This window comes from Campylobacter sp. CFSAN093259 (assembly GCF_012889985.1).
GTDB lineage: Bacteria > Campylobacterota > Campylobacteria > Campylobacterales > Campylobacteraceae > Campylobacter_D > Campylobacter_D jejuni.
The window spans coordinates 1,231,655-1,250,438 of record NZ_CP040617.1; the positions used below are offsets into that span (position 1 = coordinate 1,231,655).

Consider the following 18,784-nt stretch of genomic DNA (forward strand, 5'->3'; position numbering starts at 1 on the left):
TACTAGAATTTTAATTTTAAAAATTCAAAAATATAATTTTAGCAAAAATAAAATCAATAATTTATCAAATTTTAAATAAAATTATGTAAAGATTTTAAAGACTACATAAAAATTTACAAGGACACTAGAATGATTAATGTGTTGATGATAGAAGATGATCCTGACTTTGCACAATTATTATCTGAATATTTAGCGCAATTTAATATTAAAATCACAAATTTTGAAAATCCTAAAAGTGCTTTAAATGTGGGTATTCAAGGCTATGATTGTCTGATTTTAGATTTAACTTTACCTGGAATTGATGGTCTTGAAGTTTGTAGAGAAATCCGACAAAAAAGCAATATTCCTATTATCATCTCATCGGCTAGAGGTGACTTAAGCGATAAAGTTGTGGGGCTTCAAATCGGTGCTGATGATTATCTACCAAAGCCTTACGATCCAAAAGAAATGTATGCAAGGATTATGAGTCTTATTCGTCGCACAAAAAGAGTTGAACACACTAATAATGAAAATATTAACTCTGCTTTCAAAATTGATGAAAGAAGACATGAGATCACCTATGAAGATAAGGTTTTAACACTTACTCCTGCTGAATTTGAAATTTTAGAATACCTTATCCAACAACACGGATATAGTGTTTCAAGAGAACAGCTTGTAAGTCGCTGTAAAAATCTAAAAGATAAAGATTCTAAAAGCCTTGATGTTATCATCGGTCGCTTAAGGGTAAAAATAGGAGATAGTTCAAAATCTCCAAAACATATTTTTTCTGTTAGAGGTATAGGATATAAACTGATAGGATGACAAAAAATTATTCTATTCATACCAAACTGATTATTTTATTTGTTGTTACTTTTTTCTTGGTTTGTGTGCTTTTTATCGTTCTTTTAAAAATAGAAGGGAATACCTATAATGAAGAAGAAAGTTTAAAACAAGAAAATCTTATAAAAAATTTACTCATCTCCTATGAAAACACTTCAGGTGTTGAAATAGGAGCTTATCTTGGAAACAGCGGTTTTAACGCTATACAAAATCCCAATCTTGTAAAAGCTATAAGAAATAATGGACAATCACTTTTTAAAGCAGGCGGAGAGCTTTGTACTCTTTCTTCTTTAAAATATCATAGCAATCTTTATTTTGATGTTCAATGTAAAGATTTTGATGGCTTGTATGAAGAAAATACTAGTGATAGGGTTTATAATCTTTTATTGATAGGATTTTTCTCTTTTTCTTTGTTGGTTGTTTTTATGTATTTTTCTGTATTAAAATCCTTAGAACCTTTAAAAAAATTAAGAAGACAAGTTGCCGAAGTTGCAAATGGGGAACAACCTGATTTTCTAGACTATCAAGAAGATGAAGTAGGCAAGATCGCCTTTGAATTTCAAAAAGCTTTCAAGAAAAACCAAGAATTAATTCAATCAAGACAACTTTTCCTAAGAACAATCATGCATGAGTTAAAAACCCCTATAGGAAAAGGGAGAATCATTTCTGAAATGATCAAAGAAGACAGACAAAAAGAAAGACTTATCGCTATATTTTTACGCATGGATTCTTTGATCAATGAATTTGCCAAAATCGAAAATTTATTTTCAAAAAACTACAACTTACACTTTAAACCTAGTCGTTTTAGCACTATACTTGAAGAAGCTAAAGAACACCTTATGATAGATGATTTTAATAAAGTTGTAAAAGTCGATATAAGATATGACGCTTTAATCAATGTTGATATGGAAATTTTCTCTGTAATTTTAAAAAATCTTATCGATAATGCCTTAAAATACTCAAACAATGGCACTTGTGAGCTTTTTTGTTGTAAAGAATGTTTTACCATTAAAAATCCAGGCAAACCTTTAGCAGAGCCTATAGAGCATTATCTTGAAGCTTTTACAAGAGAAAAACACAATCAAGTCAAAGGTATGGGACTAGGACTTTATATAGTTTCAGAGGTATGTAAACTGCATAATTTTGATTTGATTTATTTTTATGATGATGGAAAGCATTGCTTTAAAATTTTCTTTGGAGATAAAGAAAAATAATGGTAAAAGGCCTGGAAAAATTCAATGAACTTGTTGAAAGTTTTGCAAATTTACCTACCATAGGAAAAAAAACCGCCATAAGGCTTGCTTATCACCTTTGCATAAATAATCAAATCGATGGTATGAAACTCGCACACAATATAGAAAATGCTATCCGCTTTATAAAACCTTGTGAGCAATGCGGTGCTTTAAGCGAAAATGAGCTTTGCGAAATTTGTAGCGATAAAGAAAGAAATAAAAACATTTTATGTATAGTTGAAAGCCCAAAAGATATACTAACACTCGAAGAGAGTCAAAGTTACAATGGGCTATATTTTGTTTTAGATGAGTTAAATGAAGAAAAACTTGAAAAACTAAAGCAAATCATACTTAAGCTAAATATCTCTGAGCTCATTTTTGCATTGACACATAGCATTAATTCTGATGCAACCATCTTTTTTATAGAGGATAAATTTAAAGGCTTAAACCTAACTTTTAGTAAAATCGCTCAAGGAATTCCAAGTGGTGTAAATTTAGAAAATGTGGATTTAATCTCTTTAAATAAAGCTATGAATTTTAGAACAAAAATTTAGTAATTTTTATAAGAAATATCGGCTAATTCTTGCAAAGAAAAATCCGCAATCTTTTCATAAGCAAAACCTTCCTTGCTTAAAAAATCAAGTAAAGTTTTTTCCATGATTTTAGCTCCTTGTATAAGCTCATCTGAAAGCTTAAAACTCATCGCTTCAATACGCTTTGGCACACAAGCTAAGATGTGTGTTTTAGGCAAATCTCCTGCAAGTTCCATGTATTGTAAGGTTTGAAGCATTTCTATTTCATGGGCACTTCCACTCCAGCTAATTTTATTAGGCATAGCATCATAAGGAAAGAAAAATACATCTCCTATACTCGCACCTTGCGCTTCTATACAGTCTAAAACGATAAGTCTATCGTATCGAGCGATGATATAGCTAAGCTGCAAAGCCAAAGTTCCACCATCAACAAAATCTAAAGTAAATTCAGAATGAGTGAATTTGTAGTTTTTTTCAAGTTGTTTGCAAAGATGAACGCCTAAGCCTTCATCCGCAAACATGATATTACCTATTCCAAGGACTAAGAATTTCAATGCTGTTCTTCTTTTACAAATTTATATCCGCTAATAATAGCATCCATAGCACCATCTTTACCTTTTACTGCGTTAAAAATCGCCATGTAAATATGTACTGGCACAAAAATCATAATTACCCACATCAAAATTCTATGATAAGTTCTTACATCGGCCAAACCGCCCATTGCAGCTTCAAGCGGTCTTAAAATATGATATAAAAGCCCACCTAAGCCCTCATGGTAAGTATGAGTATAAAGAATAAGCCCTGTAAGAATGATACCTAATATCACAAGATAAAAGAAAAAATAAGTTACAAATTGCAAAGGATTATAAACCCCTTTTAAATGCGGATGTTTTCCTAAGAAAATGTAAAATTTTACTTGTTCTATCCATAATTTGATATTAAAAATATCCCATACACTTCTGCGTTCTTTTGCGCTTACCTTATCGCAGAAAAACAAATATACTTTAAAAATAATACAAGCGATTAAAACAAAACCCACCGCTTGATGTACTAAGCGGTATTTTGCTTGCATAAAATTTACGGGTTCACCGTTACTAATAGGGCTTTGGAACACATAGGAAAGATAATACCCTGTGCCAATAAGAATCACTATAGCAATAGCTCTTACCCAGTGCGTTAAACGCAAACCTATGCTAAATTCATATTCAGCTTTTCTTTGCAATTTTTCTTCTTTGTTTTGCATGAAAGCCTCCTTATAAATTGACATTCACTTTATATTCACTTAGATTATTGCCCTTAGTATCCATTACATGCACCGCACAAGCAATACAAGGATCATAAGAGTGAATTTTTCTAATGATTTCAAGTGGTTGTTTTACATCAGCGATTTTAAGTCCTATCAAACATTGCTCATAACTTCCACCTACGCCATTTGCGTCTTTTGGACTTGCATTCCAAGTAGAAGGCACCACAGCTTGCCAATTTTCAATAACACCATTTTTAATTCTACACCAATGGCTTAATGTTCCGCGTGGCACATGCCCCATATAGCGTCCTTTGTATTCTTTAGAATTATCGATCACATAAGGAGCACAAGTACTCTGGTCTACTTTTAAATTTTCAACTAAATTATTAAACGCTTTTAAAGCATTATTTGCAACGATTTTTGCTTCAATACAACGAGCAGCTGTTCTTCCAAGTGTGCTAAATACAGCATTTAAAGGAAGTCCTGTTTCTTTTAAGAACTCATCTACCACAGGAACAACATTTTGATTACCTTTAGCATAATTTACAACGACATTTGCTAAAGGTCCTACTTGCATAGGATTTCCTTCATAGCGTGGAGCTTTAATCCAGCTATATTTACCCTTAGTATCAAACACTTTAGAATGGACATTATTTCCATGATGATCTACGCTTTCTCCATCTACAAGTCCTGTATAATTTGGATTTGTTTTGCCATCATAAGGATGTAAAGGTTCATTGTCTGCATACCAAGAATGAGTTGCCTCTTCAGTAATCTTATCTTCTTCTACTTCATAAACCTTGCTTAAATCTCCATTTTTGATAATACCACTTTCAAAAAGCCATTCATCTCTTCCGATTTGGAATTCTTTAAAGGTATAAAGATTATTTACCCCTATATCATTTAAAACACTTGCTTCATGTGCATAAGCTTTTCCTGCCATCACAAGATCAGGATAATACGCACGATTAACAAAGTCTTGCACTTCTTGGAATTTAACCATATATTCACCCATTCTTGCAGGATCGAGTAAATCCATAACGCAAGTTACACCACCAACGGTTAAGCTTTGTGGATGTGGATTTTTAGCTCCAAAAATCGCCATACATTGAGCAATGATTCTTTGAATTCTTAAACATTCTAGATAGTGAGAAAGAACGATTAAATTTTGCTCAGGACTTAAACGATAAGTTGGATGACCATAATACGCATTAGCAAAAGGTCCTAAATTTCCTTTATCTACAAAAGTTTTAAGTCTTTGTTGCACTTCAAGAAGTTTATCCACACCTGTTGCATAAGGATTTGAAGTGTATTTAAAAGCTTCATCGCTTGCTTTTTTAACATCAGCACTTAAAGCACTTACCACATCAGCCCAATCAAGCCCATGAAGTTGATAAAAATGCACAATATGATCGTGTAAAAATAAAGCCGCATTCATTAAAGTTCTTGTTAAAAGCGCATTTAAAGGCGGAGTAATACCTAAAGCATTTTCAACAGCAACTATACCTGCTTTATAATGTGAAAAAGTACAAACTCCGCAAATTCTTTGCGTCATAAAACCCGCATCTCTTGGATCACGCCCTTTTACTATGGTTTCAATACCACGCCACAAAGTAGAGCCCGCATAAGCTTCTTTTACCACATTGTTATCATCAACAACAACTTCAACTCTTAAATGCCCTTCAATTCTTGTAATAGGATCTACGATTATTTTTTGACTCATTTTTATTCCTTATCTTTTTGCATGGAAGATATAACTGCGTGTGCTGCTATAGCAACGCCTGTGAGTGTAAGCACACCTATACCGATTTTATCTGAAACACTATCCGCACCCAAACCAAAAACGGTATCAAATTTACGACTAGCCATAGGCTCTTCAAAAGGTCCCATAGTATCCCAAAAATTAGGCTCAGAACAACCTATACAACCATGCCCTGCTTGAATAGGCCAAGAAGTGTGCTGGTTAAATCTCTCTCTTGAGCAGTTATTAAAAGTATAAGGTCCTTTACAACCTACTTTATAAAGACAAAAACCTTGTTTTGCTCCTTCATCCCCAAAAGCATGTACAAATTCACCCGCATCAAAATGTCCGCGTCTTTCACAAAGATCATGAATTCTTAAACCATAAGCCCATTTTGGTCTATTATACACATCAAGTGCTGGTAACTCACCAAATAATAAATAATGAAGTACATTACCCACTATATTTTTTTCACTTGGAGGACAGCCTGGAACATTGATCACAGTTTTGCTTGTTACTTTGCTTAAAGGCTGCGCGTTGCTAGGATTTGGTCTTGCGGCTTGAATTCCTCCAAAGCTAGAACAGGTTCCTATAGCAAAAATCGCCAAAGCATTTTCACTTGCCATTTTTGAAAGCTCATAGCCTGTTTTTCCATGTGCACCTATGGTTAAAAAATGCTCTGTATCACCCATAGGGATACCACCTTCAACCATTAAAATGTATTTATTTTTATGCTTTTGAATGGCACTTTCTAAATTTTCTTCAGCTTGCCAACCTGCTGCAGCCATCACTGTTTCGTGATATTCTAAAGAAATATAATCAAAAATCAAACTATCAATCGTTGGAGTATCACTTCTTAACAAACTCTCGCTACAGCCTGTACACTCAGCCATATGAAGCCACACAACAGGAAGCCTATCAGCAAGCTCAGCAGCTTTTGCCACCATAGGAGTAAAACTCGCTGGCAAAGCCAAAAATGCAGTCATAGCACCTGCCCATTTCATAAAATCCCTTCTAGAAAAACCTGACTTTTCTAATGCTTTTGTAATACTATCATTGTCTTTCAAAGAAGGAAGCTTTTCAAGAGCCGATAAACGCGACTCTATTTGATGATAATCAATCATTATATTTCCTTTATAACATGAAATTTATTCTCTATAAATAATAAAATAAAGAAAGTTAAAATAAAGTTAAAAACTTACTCTCATAAGTAAATATTAGCATCACTCTTAATTAAAGCTTAATCATAAGCCTTTTTTAAGTTTGCGAATCAAAAATCTTGCAGGATGAATAGCGTGGATGTATTTTTTTTCTAAACACAAGGGTTCATTATTTATCAATGCACACAAATACCTTGCCGCTAAAACACTTGTACTAAAACCCCTTGACCCATGAGCAAAATTAAAATACAAATTACAAGACATTTTAGCTGGTTTTTGCTCCTTATTTTTTGTCCATAATAAAGCTTTATATTCTTCTTTATAAAACGCTTCATCATAAGCATTTCCAACTATCATAAAGCGATCACTCGAATAAGATCTAAAACCTACTTTAGAACCTATGATTTCTAATTTTGTATTTTTATCCATAAAATCGGCTATATTTTCTATATTTTGTTTATCATCTTCTTCTTTTGATTCTAAACTTGCATTAAGCCTATCATAACTTGCACCAATTACTTGCAAATCGTCTTTTACAGGGCAAATATAAGCCTTAGAAGATAAAGGAAATGGGGTATCTAAAAAAGGTTTTAGATGTGTAACTTGACCTCTTACTTTGCTTAATTTCATCTCATCATAAAAAACAAAGTCTTTTGCATCTGCACCCATAGCATAAATCAAAACCGCATAATCACTTTTAACAACATCATTTTTAAATTTTAAACTAAAACACCCATTTTCAAATTTATAAGCTTGAAATTCATGATTAAAATATATACAAGCTTTGCTTTTTTCAAAAAGATTTTTAACCAATTTTTTTGGAAAAATCACTCCACCCTCTTCTAAAAAAGCTTGATTTTTTGAAATTTTAAACAAAACATTTTCTCTTTGCGTGTCAAATCTTTCTTGCATTAAATCATTATGTGCAAACTCCACCACACCCTTAAATTCTAAATCTAAAATTTGTCTATAAAAACGACTTGCCTCTATAAAAGAAAGCTCTGAAAACTCCCCTAAATTTACCTTAGGCTTTAAGATTAAAGAGCTTAAAATTCCACTTTCATTTCCACTTGCACCCTTGCCTAATTCTAAATGTTTTTCAAAAATATCTATTTCAAAACCTCTTAAACTAAGCTCATAAGCTAAAACAGCACTTGATATACCTGCACCAATAATAGCTACTTTTTTATTTTTTAAAGATGAAAATGTTCTTGAAAAATACGCTTCTTTGTCTTTAAACTCAAGCTCATTTTCCAAATAAGCTTTAATCATTTCTCTTTTTCTAAAACCTTTGGTTTTTTCTACTCTAAAGCCATATTTTTTTAAATTTTTTTGCAAAAAACTTGCCGAAGAAAAGGTGCAAATTTGTGTATTTTTTTTAGAAAGCCTTGCCACTTCAAAGATTAAATTTTCATCAAACATTTGCGAGTTTTTATTTGGAGAAAATCCATCTAAATACCAAACATCAGCTTTAAAATCCAATTCTTTTAAAACAGCTATATCTTCAAAAACAAGATCTAAAAAACAATCTTCAAAATAAAAACGATAAATTCCTTCTTTAGCCTTAGGATAAAATTTTAAAAATTGTTCTAAAAGCTCTTTAAACTCTTCATAAAATTCTAGTTTTTGATAAATTTCTCTTAATTGTTCTTTTTCGATATAAAAAGCTTCTACGCTAATATAAAAAAGTTTTTTAGGACGCTTAGAAGGGGTAGTTTCTAAAAAGCGTTTCAAAGTAAGAAAAAAATTTAAACCTATGCCAAAACCACTCTCTGCGATAATAAAATTTTCTTGATTTTTCCATTCAAAAGAATGAGTGTAAACAAATTTGCTTTCATTTAAGCCATCTTTGAAATTAAAATAAAAATCATCAAAATCCAAAGAAAAAGGAGTATTATCCTTAAAAATTAGCTTAGCTTTTTTCATCGGTTGTTATAAAAATAACTCTCAACTCCATCAGCAATACCCTTAACCAATAAATCTTGAAAAGCTTTATTGGCGATTCTTTTGCCTTCATTTGGATGTGTAATATAGCCAATTTCAATCAAAATTGCAGGCATTTGCGCACCTACTAAAACCCAAAAAGGTGCTTCTCTTACACCGCCATCTACAATTTTATACTTTTTGCGTGTTTGAGTGAGTATATTTTTTTGTACATCAATGGCTAGTTTATTTGAAGCAACGATTTTTTCACGATTTAAGAAATTTAAAATACTTTGTTTTGAGAAATAATTAATCTCTTCAAAATCCCCTTGATTTTCTTTTTCTGCTGCCTTTTTACTTCTTTCACTTCTTGCAGGACTTAAAAAGAAAGTTTCCACGCCTTCGCTACTTTTGGCTTTTGTGGCATTTGGTGCTGCGTTAGCATGTATAGAAATAAACAAATCCGCTCTTTTATCATTGGCATATTTGGTTCTATCACGAAGATTGATAAATTTATCCGAACTTCTAGTATAAAGCACTTTATAACCGCGTTTTTTAAGTTCATTTCCAAGTTTTAAAGCCGTACTTAAAACTATATCTTTTTCTTTTAAACTTCCTTTTTTATCACTTAAAGCACCGCTATCTTTTCCACCATGCCCCGCATCGATAACCACAAGCTTTCCTGATTTGTAATTTGTATTTAAAGTTTTACTAGAACTTTGAGTTGCTTTTTTGTTTGCATTTTGATTTGTAGTTTGTATATAAAAACCTAAAGTGAGATTATTATTATCCAACTCCTTTAAAAGTTTAAATTCTTTAGGAGCACTCAAAACCACACGAACGGTTTTTGGATTGTATTGAGTAACTGTAATCACATTTTGTCCAAAAGTAAAGCTTTTTCTATTACCTTCTAACACACCCTTAAAACTTACAACATATCGGAATTTTTGATCTTTGGTATCAAATACTGCTATTTCTTTTTCATCTAAATCATCGCTTAAATTTAACACCACAGCATTAGAAATTTTATCCACATCTAAAACATATAAAGGTTCTTGATTTTCTTTTTCATTATTGGTTTTTTTATCTTGTTTTTTTGTTTCTAAAACTTTGGTTTTAATTTCTGTTTTTTGATCTTGCTTTTTCTCTGAAATTTTACTAACTTGCTCAGTCTTTTTTTGGCTAGTAGTTTCTTTTGAAAAAATTATTTTTTCTTCTTTAAAAGATATATCAATAGGAATTTTTTCTTTAGCATAAACCACTATGCGTATGGTTTTGGGATTAAATTGTGAAATCACTAAACGATAGTCATCAAATTTAAACTCTTTTTTACCCCCTTCTAAAACCCCATCAAAATCACTAATAAAACGATAGTTTCCTTTTTCGTCTAAAGCAAAACTTTTTAATTGATCCTTATCCAAATCTGCATTTAGTTCAAACTCTACACCTTGGTTTGTTTTACTTGACTTTAAAACATAAATTTTATCATCGCTTTTTGCTTTAGAAACGATACTGCTCTTTGGTGCTTGCGAAGTTTTAGAATTTGTTTTTTCTGTATTTTTTATTTGTTCGTTAGATGATTTTTTTTCATTTTTTTGAACTGTTTTTATAGGTTCAAAAGTTGATTTTTCAGTGTCTTGAGAAATATTTTGAACCTTAATATCTTTAATAACAGCCTTTCTTAAAGCATTAATACTTGTTTCACTTATACCACTTTCTTTTAACTCATTAGCATATGACTTGTCATCTAAATTTAAAGTATTTGAACTGATAATCAATCTTTTTAAAATTTCAATTTTAGTTTTTTCATCTTCATTAATAACACTTTGTATATAAAGGCTTTTGAGCTGATGGTGAAATTTTACTTGCACTTCACTTTTAGAACCGATAAAATTTTTATCAAAATTTGCAAGTTCATTTTCATAAACTCCAAAAAGAGTTGTGAAAACAAATACTAAAAATACAAAAATTTTAGCCATTATTCACCATTAACCAATTTTTCCATAAGTTCTTTAACACTGATAAGCTTATCTAAACGATATCCATTTGCACCTGTAAAGAAAAGTCCTGTTTCTTTTTTGCCTGACCACGCATCAAAAAGCCTATCTGCTATACAATACCCTACTTTAGTCGCCTCTTTTCCACGTCCACAAGGCGCTACACAATTGCTTATACAATTAATCTTTGGACCCATTCTTTTATCTACCAAATTTAAAAGATTGGTTCTAACTCCACGAGCAGGATAGCCCACAGGAGATTTAATAAGCTCTATATCTTCTTCTTTAGAAGCTAGCAAAACGCTTTTAAACTCTTCACTCGCATCACATTCAAAAGTTCCTATGAAACGCGTTCCCATTTGAACACCACTAGCCCCTAAAGAAATAGCATTTTCTATATCTTTTTTATCCCAAATTCCACCTGCAGCAATCACGGGAAAAGACCCCCAATTTTTAGCCTCTTCTACCACAGGAGCGATTAATTTTTCTAGCTGATAATTCGGATCTAAGCACTGCTCATAAGTAAAACCTTGATGACCTCCACTTTTTGGCCCTTCTAAAACCACTGCATCAGGTAAGCGATTGTAACGGCTTTGCCATCTTTTGCAAATAATTTTTAAAGCCTTTGCAGATGAAATGATAGGCACTAAAGCCACATCAGGAAAATCTGCAGTAAATTCAGGTAAATTTGTAGGAAGTCCAGCGCCTGAAACAATCACATTAAAACCAACCTCACAAGCATCGCGTGCTATTCTTGCATAATCATTACTTGCACATAAGATATTACACCCCAAAGGTGCATCGCCACAAACTTTTCTTGCATTATTAATCAAAGCTTGCAAACCCTTGCGTGAGTAAAAATTTTCACTTCCATAAGGCTTAGCGTTTAATTCTTTACTTGCATACTTTCTTTCTTCATAATATCCTGTTCCCACAGAAGAAATAATCCCAAGTCCACCATTTAAAGAAACTGCAGAAGCTAATCTATCCCAGCTTATGCCTAGTCCCATTCCTCCTTGAAAAATGGGATATTTTATAGTATGTTTTCCTATTTGTAAGGGTTGTAAATTCATTCTTTTACCTTTAATTTTGCAAATTTTCTTTTACCTATTTGTAAGATGTATTCTCCTTGTTCTAAATACATTTGCTCGTCGCTAACTTTTTGAGAATTTACACTTACTGCATTAGCACTGATGCTTCTTCTTGCCGCAGAAGTAGAACTTTCCAAACCACATTCAACCAAAGCCTTAGCAAGCCAAATTTTTCCTTGTATTTCAAACTCAGCCATATCACTTGGCAAAGCATTTTGAGAATGAATTCTATCAAATTCAGACTTAGCATTATTAGCCTCTTCTTTGGAGTGAAAACGCTCTGTAATCTCTAAAGCTAAATTTTCTTTAGCTTTTTTAGGATGTAAATTGCCTTGTTCTATATCTTTTTTTATTTGCGCAATTTCTTCTAGACTTTTTTGACTTAAAAGTTCATAATATCTAAACATCAATTCATCACTAATACTTAAAATTTTAGCATACATATCATTAGCTTTTTCTGTAACACCAATGTAATTATTTAAACTCTTACTCATTTTGTTTACACCGTCTAAACCTTCGAGTAAAGGCATCATAATCACAGCTTGTTCTTTTCCTATGTTATAAACTCTTTGAAGCTGTCTTCCCATCAAAAGATTAAATTTTTGATCCGTTCCACCCATTTCAATATCGCTTTTTAAAGCCACACTATCATATCCTTGAAGTAAAGGATACAAAAACTCGCAAATCGAAATAGGACTTTGCTCTTTAAATCTCTTGGTAAAATCGTCACGCTCAAGCATTCTAGCTACACTAAAAGTTGAAGTAAGCTCTACTATACCCGCGGCTCCAAGTTCATTAAGCCAAGTAGAATTAAACTTAATCTGTGTTTTTTCTTTATCCAAAACCTTAAAAACCTGCGTTTTATAAGTTTTAGCATTGATTAAAACTTGCTCTTTATCCAGCTTTTTACGCGTTGCACTTTTTCCACTTGGATCGCCAATTTGTCCTGTAAAATCTCCAATCAAAAACTGCACAATAGCTCCATGTTTTTGCAAAAAAGCCATTTTTGTTAAAACCACGCTATGGCCTAAATGTAAATCAGGCGCTGTAGGATCAAACCCTGCCTTTATAAAGAAATTTTCACCCTTTTCATAATAATTTTTAATTAAATTTTCTATTCTTTCTTCATCAATAAGCTCTGCACAACCACGCTTAACTTCTGCTAATATTTTTTTTATATCCATAATAAACCTTTTTAACTTTCTTTATAAGCATCATTTAAAGATGTAAAATCTAAAATTTTACAACGAGATTTTAACCTATCCTTGACACTATCTGGATTGATATTATCAGGAATTTCCATTGTAATCTCAAAATAATCTACCGCCGAATTTAAATCACTTGATAAATTAATTGTTAATAAATTTATCTGCATTTTAGCTAAAAATGCCAAAAATTCCGCTAAAACACCTTTTTTATTTTCCAAAGAAAAAATCAATTTATAAGATTTAGGGATGTTAGAATCCCATTTTATAAATACCATATCTTGATTATTATCTATCATTTTATCAGCTCTATCGCAAAGCTTATGATGGACAATAGCGTTACCACCTTTAACAAAAGCTAAAACAGCATCACCTCTTTTTGGATGGCAGCAAAAATCAAAATCCACATTAGCGATTTTATGGTTACAATATAGAGTAAAATTTCCTATTTTTTGCTCTTTAATCTCATATTTATCAAACCAATATGACTTCTTGGCGTATTTTTTAAGACCATTAACTATATCTTTCAAATAAGCACTATCTGTTGCTACTTGTCTAATACGTCTGACTAAATTTTCTTTTTCTATCCAAGTTTCAATTCTGTTTTTATCAACTCCAAAAATAAAACTTAACATATTAATAGAACTTGCTAGATTAATCTCTCTGATTTTTTGCTTGCAAAATTCCCTTATACTTGCTTTTGCTTTTCCTGTTTTAACACTATCTATCCAAGAACAGCGATAAAATTTATCATTGCTAGTAACCACTCGCACAATATCGCCATTTTTAAGCTCGGTTAACAAAGGTACTTTAATACGATTTACATAAGCACTTTTTGCATGAAGCCCTACTTTGGTATGCACTTCATAAGCAAAATCAAGAACCGTTGCACCACGAGGCAAAGTGAAAATTTCTCCCTTAGGAGAATAAACTGCGACATCTTCAACATAAAGACTATCTTTAGCATATTCATAAAGCTCAATAGCATTATAATCTTCTGCATTTTCAAGATTGTTTATACTTTGCATTGAAATATCTGTAAGCCAATCAAGACGAGGCGCAACCACGCTGCCATCTTCTTTATATTTCCAATGCGCTGCTATACCAAATTCCGCAATTTTATGCATATCAAAAGTTCGAATTTGTGCCTCTATAATACTTTTAGCATCAAAAAGTGTGGTATGTATAGTTTGATAACCATTTTGTTTAGGCAAGGCTATATAATCCTTAAAACGCGAAACCAAGGGATTAAAATGTGTATGTAAAATTCCCAAAGCTAAGTAACAATCACTTACTTTTTCAACCAAAATTCTTACCCCAAGCAAATCAAGAACTTCTTCAATACCAATGCCTTTTCTTTGCATTTTAAGATAAATAGAATAGCTATGTTTAATGCGTTTTTGAATTTCAAAACTACCTTGTCTAAAGCCATTACTCAAAAATAAAAGTTCGATTTTGGAAATAAATTCATTTAAACCTAATTGCATTTCTTGATTATTGGAATTGATATAATTGTCAATAAGCTTATACTCATCTGGCATAAGATATTTAAAACTAAGATCTTCCAAATAATTTTTTATGCTTGAAATACCAAGTCTATGGGCTATTGGGGCATATACAACTAAAGTTTCTTCGCTGATTCTTTTTTGCTTATCTTCTCTTAGAATATCAAGAGTAAGCATATTATGCAGCCTATCGCATAACTTCACAATCAAAACCCCAACATCTTCAATACTTGCTAAAAGCATATTTCTGAAAGTCAAGGCTGATTTAGTTAAACTTTTTTTAGATTTTGATGAAATGAGATTATCTTCTCTAATTTCTATAATTTTAGTAAGTCCTAAAACAAGTTTTAAAACCTCAGAACCAAACTGCTCTCTAAGTTCTTCTTCAGTGCAGTTTGTATCTTCAATCACATCATGCAATAAAGCAGCTAAAATATTGCTTTTATTTTCACTTAAAAATCCAACCAGTGTTGCTACTAAAATAGGATGTACCGCATAAGGCTCTCCACTTTTTCTAAACTGCCCTTCATGGCAAAATATACAGTAATCTACCGCTTTTTCAAGAATGGCATCATGGCCACAAATTTCGAAAAGCAAAGCCTTAGCAGCTTCTAAATCTTTACAATTTTTTACATTATCGATTAATTGTTCAAGCAATAATTCTTCATCGATTGGTTTCAACTAAACCCTCTAAAGTGATTTTATTTTCTGCAATTTCATATAAAGCTATATCTGCAAGTTTATTTTTATTTTTATCAAAGTCTACCAAAGGGGTTGCTCCATTTGCCAATTGTTCCGCTCTTTTTGCTACCACTAAAGAAAGGCGATATCTATCATTACCCATTTTTTCCAAAGCTTTTGCCGCTACTTCTTCTATTCTTTTATCCATAATTTTCTCCTTAATTATTTTTAACGGTTGAACAAAGGCTAGTATCACCTTGTATGATTTTAAGTAAATTACCCTCTTCAAACATATTACAAACCACAATAGGAAGTTTGTTATCTTTAGCTAAAGCTATAGCTGTATCATCCATCACTTTAATATTATCTTGCATAGCCTCATCATAACTCAAAGTATTTAAAAATACTGCATCATCAAATTGTTTTGGATCTTTATCATAAACTCCATTAACTTTTGTAGCTTTTATTACCATATCTGCATCAATTTCCACAGCTCTTAAAATAGCTGTTGTATCCGTAGTAAAATAAGGGTTTCCAGTACCTGCAGCAAAAACCACAACACGACCCTTTTCTAAGTGTCTTTGCGCTCTTCTCATAATATAAGTTTCACAAAATGCTTCCATCTGAATGGCGCTTTGAACCCTAACTTCAAGTCCAGAGCTTTCCAAAGCTTCTTGTATAGCAATAGCATTGATAACCGTAGCAAGCATCCCCATATGATCTCCACTTGTCCTTTTAATCAATCCGCCCTTAGCAGCACTTACTCCGCGAATAATATTACCACCGCCTATAACTATGCCTACTTCTATTTGATTTTTTATAAGTTCTTTAATCTCTGAAGCTATGAATTTTAAAATAGAATTTTCTATACCAAAGCCATTTTCACCTGCTAAAGCCTCTCCTGAAAATTTTACTAAAACTCTTTTTCTCTCTTGCATTATTTCTCCTTATTTAACTTGAAATTATATTTTAAATTCCATTAAATTTAGCTAATTTAAGCTAATGAGTTCCAAAGGATTGATATGAAAATTTTTTTGAGTTACTTCAAAAGTAAGATCATTTTTTATTCTACCCACTACGGCACCTTTTTTAATATTCTTACCAACTTTAATATTAGGAGCAATCTTATCTAAATGTGCGTATATTGTATGTATGCCATTATCATGTTCAACAATAACAACTCGAGCTAGCATACTAGTATCTTTAGCAAAAACTATTTTTCCATCTAGCACATTTTTAACAACTGCATCGCTTTTATTGCTTCTTAAAACTACATTCTCGTTAAAAATTTTAAGATTGTAAACAGGATCAACATAATTTCCAAATTTTTGCTTCACAGTAAAAGAATCCAATGGAGCTATGGTTTTTTTTCCTGTGTAACGCTTGACTGAACTTCCTTGATAGCTTGAACCTAATTGTCTTATTTTTTGATTATTTTTTACTATTTTAGTATCATTTTTGTTTGAATTTGCATCTTCTTTATCATTAATAATTTTTAATTGATTTAATGTTTTTCTAAGCTCTTCTTGCTGAGCTTGTAAATCATCGAGTTTTTTTGCATATATAGCTCGATCTGTTTTTTGTTTATTAATTTCGCTAATTTGTTTTTGTTTTAAACTTTGAAGCTTGGCTAATTGAGCGTTGTAATCCTTAAGACTTTCATTGATTTTCTTAATCTGAGCTTGTTTATCATCAATAAGCCTGCTTACTCCCTCATAATCTTTAGAAATTTTAAAAATTTCTTCATTTAAAACTTTGTTTAAACTTCCTAAAATTTCAAAAGCCATAAAACTTTCTTCACTTTCAATATAGCCTTGAGGGATAGGTAAATCATAAGCAAAATCTTTAGCCATTAAAGATATAAGCTTACCTTCCATATTTGATTTACTTTTAAGCAAATCTTCATTTTGGCTTGTAAGGGTGTTTAACTCTTGATTTTGAGCCTTAGCACTTGCTTCAAGCTTAGAAGTTTGTGAATTTAAGCTTTCAATTTGCAAACTTAGATCTTTCAAACTTTTTTCACCATTTAAAATATCGCTAGCCAAATCTTCAAGTTTTTTATTTAACTGTTCTTGTATGCGTTTATTTTCTTCTAAACTTTTTGTTTTTTCATTTATAGCGTTTGCTAAACTTATATCAACAAACAAAAAAAAACAAAAAAAGATAAGAATATTTTTTCTCATCTTTTAACCTTAAACATAACCGTATTTACACACAACAAGCAAATAAACAAAGTAGCTAAAAAAATTAAAGTCAAATGTAAAATAAAATTAATAGGTGGAAAAATAATATCTACAGCCTTTAAACTTTCTTGGATAATAGAAAGATCAAAAATTTGGGTAAAAAAGGCAAGTAAAATAACAAAAGCAATAAAACAATCAACCACAACCACCTTATAAAGCATAAAAGATCTAAACCAAAACGGAGCTCCAAATAAACACATAATTTCAATACGATCGGTATGTTCATAAAGCCAAATTCTCATCTGTTTTAAAAACAAAACAAAGGCAAGTAAAATAATGATAAACAAAAATAACCAAAAAACAAATTTCATCAAAATAAGCAAAGAGTATATCTTATCATGGGTTTTGGAAAAAGTTTCAACCTTACTAACACCTACAATATTTAAAAGTTGATTTTTAATCGAATTTAGTTCATTTTGATCGGGTAAAGAATTTAATTTTAAAGTATAAAATTTTGGCAGAGAATCTTTTAAAACTTTCAAATTCTTTTCAGAAACATCATTTTTCAAACGATCAATTAAATCCTTAGGATCTAAAGATTCAAGTCCAGCAAAAAATGGTACTTTTGTTTTTACTACATTCTGATCAAGTTCAGTTTTGCTGACAACTATAATATTATAATCTTTATTAACAAGTTCTTCATAATGCTTCAAAGTTGCATTTGTAATCAAAATAAATTCAAAAGCAAACATCATAAAAAGTAAAGGTAAAATTAAAGATAAATGTGTTTTAAAAAATTTCATTCATTTTTCCATTTTCTATATTAAAACGACGATAATCCACTCTTAAATTACTAGGAATTCTATGTGTTACCACTATAACACAAGTTCCTAAAAGCTCTCTAGCAGACTTTAAAAGAGTCCATATAATATCAGAAGAATACTCGTCCAAATTTCCCGTTGGCTCATCGCAAAGCAAAAGCTTTGGATTATGAGCTAAAGCCCTAGCCATAGCGACGCGTTGTTGCTCACCACCGCTAAGTTGATTAGGCAATTTATCTGCTTTAAAAGTTAAATTTACATGCTTTAAAAGCTTAGTAGCTTGATCATGGCATACTTTTTTGCTATAACCTTTAATCATTAAAGGCAACATAACATTTTTTTCAACACTATATTCTTGTACAAGTTTATAATCTTGAAAAATAATCCCTATTCTTTGACGTAATTTTAAAAGTTCTAAATTTCCAATTTTATTCATCAAAGATCCACATACTTCAAGTTTACCAGAAATAGGTTCTAAATCTCCATAAAAAGACTTTAAAAGCGTACTCTTACCACTCCCACTTTTACCCGTAATAAAAACAAAATCATCATCCTTAAAAGCAAAACTCGCTTCTTTAATAACTAGTTCATCATAACCTAAAGTAAGTTTATTTGCTTGGATTAAATTAGGCATCCTTTTTCCTTAA

At 31.4% G+C, this 18,784-nt stretch carries 17 protein-coding genes; 3 read left to right on the top strand and 14 right to left on the bottom strand.

Annotated features, from left to right (window positions below; translation table 11 throughout):
- Nucleotides 1-129 precede the first annotated feature (129 nt).
- The 3 genes from FBF20_RS06445 to recR are packed head-to-tail and all read left to right on the top strand — an operon-like array spanning nucleotide 130 to nucleotide 2,605.
- On the top strand, nucleotides 130-801 hold the full coding sequence (locus tag FBF20_RS06445) for a response regulator transcription factor (RefSeq protein ID WP_002853168.1): 672 nt from the start codon (nucleotides 130-132) through the stop codon (nucleotides 799-801).
- Nucleotides 798-2,033 (top strand): ArsS family sensor histidine kinase, encoded by a 1,236-nt coding sequence (locus FBF20_RS06450; protein ID WP_002857920.1) that lies wholly within the window; start codon nucleotides 798-800, stop codon nucleotides 2,031-2,033. Before FBF20_RS06445 ends, FBF20_RS06450 begins: the two co-directional genes overlap by 4 nt.
- The gene (gene recR / locus FBF20_RS06455) at nucleotides 2,033-2,605 is read left to right on the top strand and encodes a recombination mediator RecR (RefSeq protein WP_002853214.1); all 573 of its coding nucleotides are present in this window, start codon (nucleotides 2,033-2,035) and stop codon (nucleotides 2,603-2,605) included. Before FBF20_RS06450 ends, recR begins: the two co-directional genes overlap by 1 nt.
- Here recR and FBF20_RS06460 read toward each other — a convergent pair.
- From FBF20_RS06460 to FBF20_RS06525, 14 genes are all read right to left on the bottom strand, one after another.
- Nucleotides 2,602-3,138 (bottom strand): HyaD/HybD family hydrogenase maturation endopeptidase, encoded by a 537-nt coding sequence (locus tag FBF20_RS06460; RefSeq protein ID WP_002859319.1) that lies wholly within the window; start codon nucleotides 3,136-3,138, stop codon nucleotides 2,602-2,604. The two genes, recR and FBF20_RS06460, sit on opposite strands and share 4 nt — an antisense overlap.
- Nucleotides 3,135-3,827 (bottom strand): Ni/Fe-hydrogenase, b-type cytochrome subunit, encoded by a 693-nt coding sequence (gene cybH / locus FBF20_RS06465; RefSeq protein WP_002853164.1) that lies wholly within the window; start codon nucleotides 3,825-3,827, stop codon nucleotides 3,135-3,137. The genes FBF20_RS06460 and cybH overlap by 4 nt, the downstream gene beginning before the upstream one ends.
- A 10-nt stretch (nucleotides 3,828-3,837) precedes the next feature.
- Complete coding sequence (locus FBF20_RS06470; protein WP_002889784.1) at nucleotides 3,838-5,553, bottom strand: nickel-dependent hydrogenase large subunit; 1,716 nt, start codon at nucleotides 5,551-5,553, stop codon at nucleotides 3,838-3,840.
- 2 nt (nucleotides 5,554-5,555) lie between these two features.
- Nucleotides 5,556-6,695, bottom strand: a complete 1,140-nt coding sequence (locus tag FBF20_RS06475) for a hydrogenase small subunit (protein WP_002853195.1) — start codon at nucleotides 6,693-6,695, stop codon at nucleotides 5,556-5,558.
- A 120-nt stretch (nucleotides 6,696-6,815) separates the two neighbouring features.
- Nucleotides 6,816-8,657 carry a bifunctional tRNA (5-methylaminomethyl-2-thiouridine)(34)-methyltransferase MnmD/FAD-dependent 5-carboxymethylaminomethyl-2-thiouridine(34) oxidoreductase MnmC gene (gene mnmC / locus FBF20_RS06480; protein WP_002853221.1) on the bottom strand — a complete coding sequence of 614 codons (1,842 nt, stop codon included), beginning with the start codon at nucleotides 8,655-8,657 and terminating at the stop codon, nucleotides 6,816-6,818.
- Nucleotides 8,654-10,633, bottom strand: a complete 1,980-nt coding sequence (locus FBF20_RS06485) for an N-acetylmuramoyl-L-alanine amidase (protein ID WP_002858145.1) — start codon at nucleotides 10,631-10,633, stop codon at nucleotides 8,654-8,656. Before FBF20_RS06485 ends, mnmC begins: the two co-directional genes overlap by 4 nt.
- A complete protein-coding gene (locus FBF20_RS06490; protein WP_002857924.1) occupies nucleotides 10,633-11,724 on the bottom strand; it encodes a nitronate monooxygenase family protein in 1,092 nt (363 codons plus the stop codon). The genes FBF20_RS06485 and FBF20_RS06490 overlap by 1 nt, the downstream gene beginning before the upstream one ends.
- The gene (gene tyrS, locus FBF20_RS06495; RefSeq protein ID WP_002858315.1) at nucleotides 11,721-12,926 is read right to left on the bottom strand and encodes a tyrosine--tRNA ligase; all 1,206 of its coding nucleotides are present in this window, start codon (nucleotides 12,924-12,926) and stop codon (nucleotides 11,721-11,723) included. The genes FBF20_RS06490 and tyrS overlap by 4 nt, the downstream gene beginning before the upstream one ends.
- A gap of 11 nt (nucleotides 12,927-12,937) precedes the next feature.
- Nucleotides 12,938-15,133 carry a bifunctional (p)ppGpp synthetase/guanosine-3',5'-bis(diphosphate) 3'-pyrophosphohydrolase gene (locus FBF20_RS06500; RefSeq protein WP_002858057.1) on the bottom strand — a complete coding sequence of 732 codons (2,196 nt, stop codon included), beginning with the start codon at nucleotides 15,131-15,133 and terminating at the stop codon, nucleotides 12,938-12,940.
- Nucleotides 15,117-15,341, bottom strand: a complete 225-nt coding sequence (locus FBF20_RS06505; protein ID WP_002853464.1) for a DNA-directed RNA polymerase subunit omega — start codon at nucleotides 15,339-15,341, stop codon at nucleotides 15,117-15,119. Before FBF20_RS06505 ends, FBF20_RS06500 begins: the two co-directional genes overlap by 17 nt.
- Before the next feature lie 10 nt (nucleotides 15,342-15,351).
- A complete protein-coding gene (gene pyrH, locus FBF20_RS06510; protein ID WP_002858454.1) occupies nucleotides 15,352-16,071 on the bottom strand; it encodes a UMP kinase in 720 nt (239 codons plus the stop codon).
- Between the two features lie 51 nt (nucleotides 16,072-16,122).
- Nucleotides 16,123-17,316: a M23 family metallopeptidase gene (locus tag FBF20_RS06515; protein ID WP_002853860.1), complete on the bottom strand. Its 1,194-nt coding sequence runs from the start codon at nucleotides 17,314-17,316 to the stop codon at nucleotides 16,123-16,125.
- Nucleotides 17,313-18,119 (bottom strand): FtsX-like permease family protein, encoded by an 807-nt coding sequence (locus tag FBF20_RS06520; protein WP_002853622.1) that lies wholly within the window; start codon nucleotides 18,117-18,119, stop codon nucleotides 17,313-17,315. Before FBF20_RS06520 ends, FBF20_RS06515 begins: the two co-directional genes overlap by 4 nt.
- Nucleotides 18,106-18,771 (bottom strand): ABC transporter ATP-binding protein, encoded by a 666-nt coding sequence (locus FBF20_RS06525; protein WP_002853534.1) that lies wholly within the window; start codon nucleotides 18,769-18,771, stop codon nucleotides 18,106-18,108. The genes FBF20_RS06520 and FBF20_RS06525 overlap by 14 nt, the downstream gene beginning before the upstream one ends.
- Between the last annotated feature and the right edge of the window lie 13 nt (nucleotides 18,772-18,784).

Bases quoted from the DNA above. Each gene is read 5' to 3' on its own strand.
- FBF20_RS06445 (WP_002853168.1), top strand. From the start codon at position 130: ATGATTAATGTGTTGATGATAGAAGATGATCCTGACTTTGCACAATTA.
- FBF20_RS06450 (WP_002857920.1), top strand. From the start codon at position 798: ATGACAAAAAATTATTCTATTCATACCAAACTGATTATTTTATTTGTT.
- recR (WP_002853214.1), top strand. From the start codon at position 2,033: ATGGTAAAAGGCCTGGAAAAATTCAATGAACTTGTTGAAAGTTTTGCA.
- cybH (WP_002853164.1), bottom strand. From the start codon at position 3,827: ATGCAAAACAAAGAAGAAAAATTGCAAAGAAAAGCTGAATATGAATTT.
- FBF20_RS06470 (WP_002889784.1), bottom strand. From the start codon at position 5,553: ATGAGTCAAAAAATAATCGTAGATCCTATTACAAGAATTGAAGGGCAT.
- FBF20_RS06475 (WP_002853195.1), bottom strand. From the start codon at position 6,695: ATGATTGATTATCATCAAATAGAGTCGCGTTTATCGGCTCTTGAAAAG.
- mnmC (WP_002853221.1), bottom strand. From the start codon at position 8,657: ATGAAAAAAGCTAAGCTAATTTTTAAGGATAATACTCCTTTTTCTTTG.
- FBF20_RS06485 (WP_002858145.1), bottom strand. From the start codon at position 10,633: ATGGCTAAAATTTTTGTATTTTTAGTATTTGTTTTCACAACTCTTTTT.
- FBF20_RS06490 (WP_002857924.1), bottom strand. From the start codon at position 11,724: ATGAATTTACAACCCTTACAAATAGGAAAACATACTATAAAATATCCC.
- tyrS (WP_002858315.1), bottom strand. From the start codon at position 12,926: ATGGATATAAAAAAAATATTAGCAGAAGTTAAGCGTGGTTGTGCAGAG.
- FBF20_RS06505 (WP_002853464.1), bottom strand. From the start codon at position 15,341: ATGGATAAAAGAATAGAAGAAGTAGCGGCAAAAGCTTTGGAAAAAATG.
- pyrH (WP_002858454.1), bottom strand. From the start codon at position 16,071: ATGCAAGAGAGAAAAAGAGTTTTAGTAAAATTTTCAGGAGAGGCTTTA.
- FBF20_RS06515 (WP_002853860.1), bottom strand. From the start codon at position 17,316: ATGAGAAAAAATATTCTTATCTTTTTTTGTTTTTTTTTGTTTGTTGAT.
- FBF20_RS06520 (WP_002853622.1), bottom strand. From the start codon at position 18,119: ATGAAATTTTTTAAAACACATTTATCTTTAATTTTACCTTTACTTTTT.
- FBF20_RS06525 (WP_002853534.1), bottom strand. From the start codon at position 18,771: ATGCCTAATTTAATCCAAGCAAATAAACTTACTTTAGGTTATGATGAA.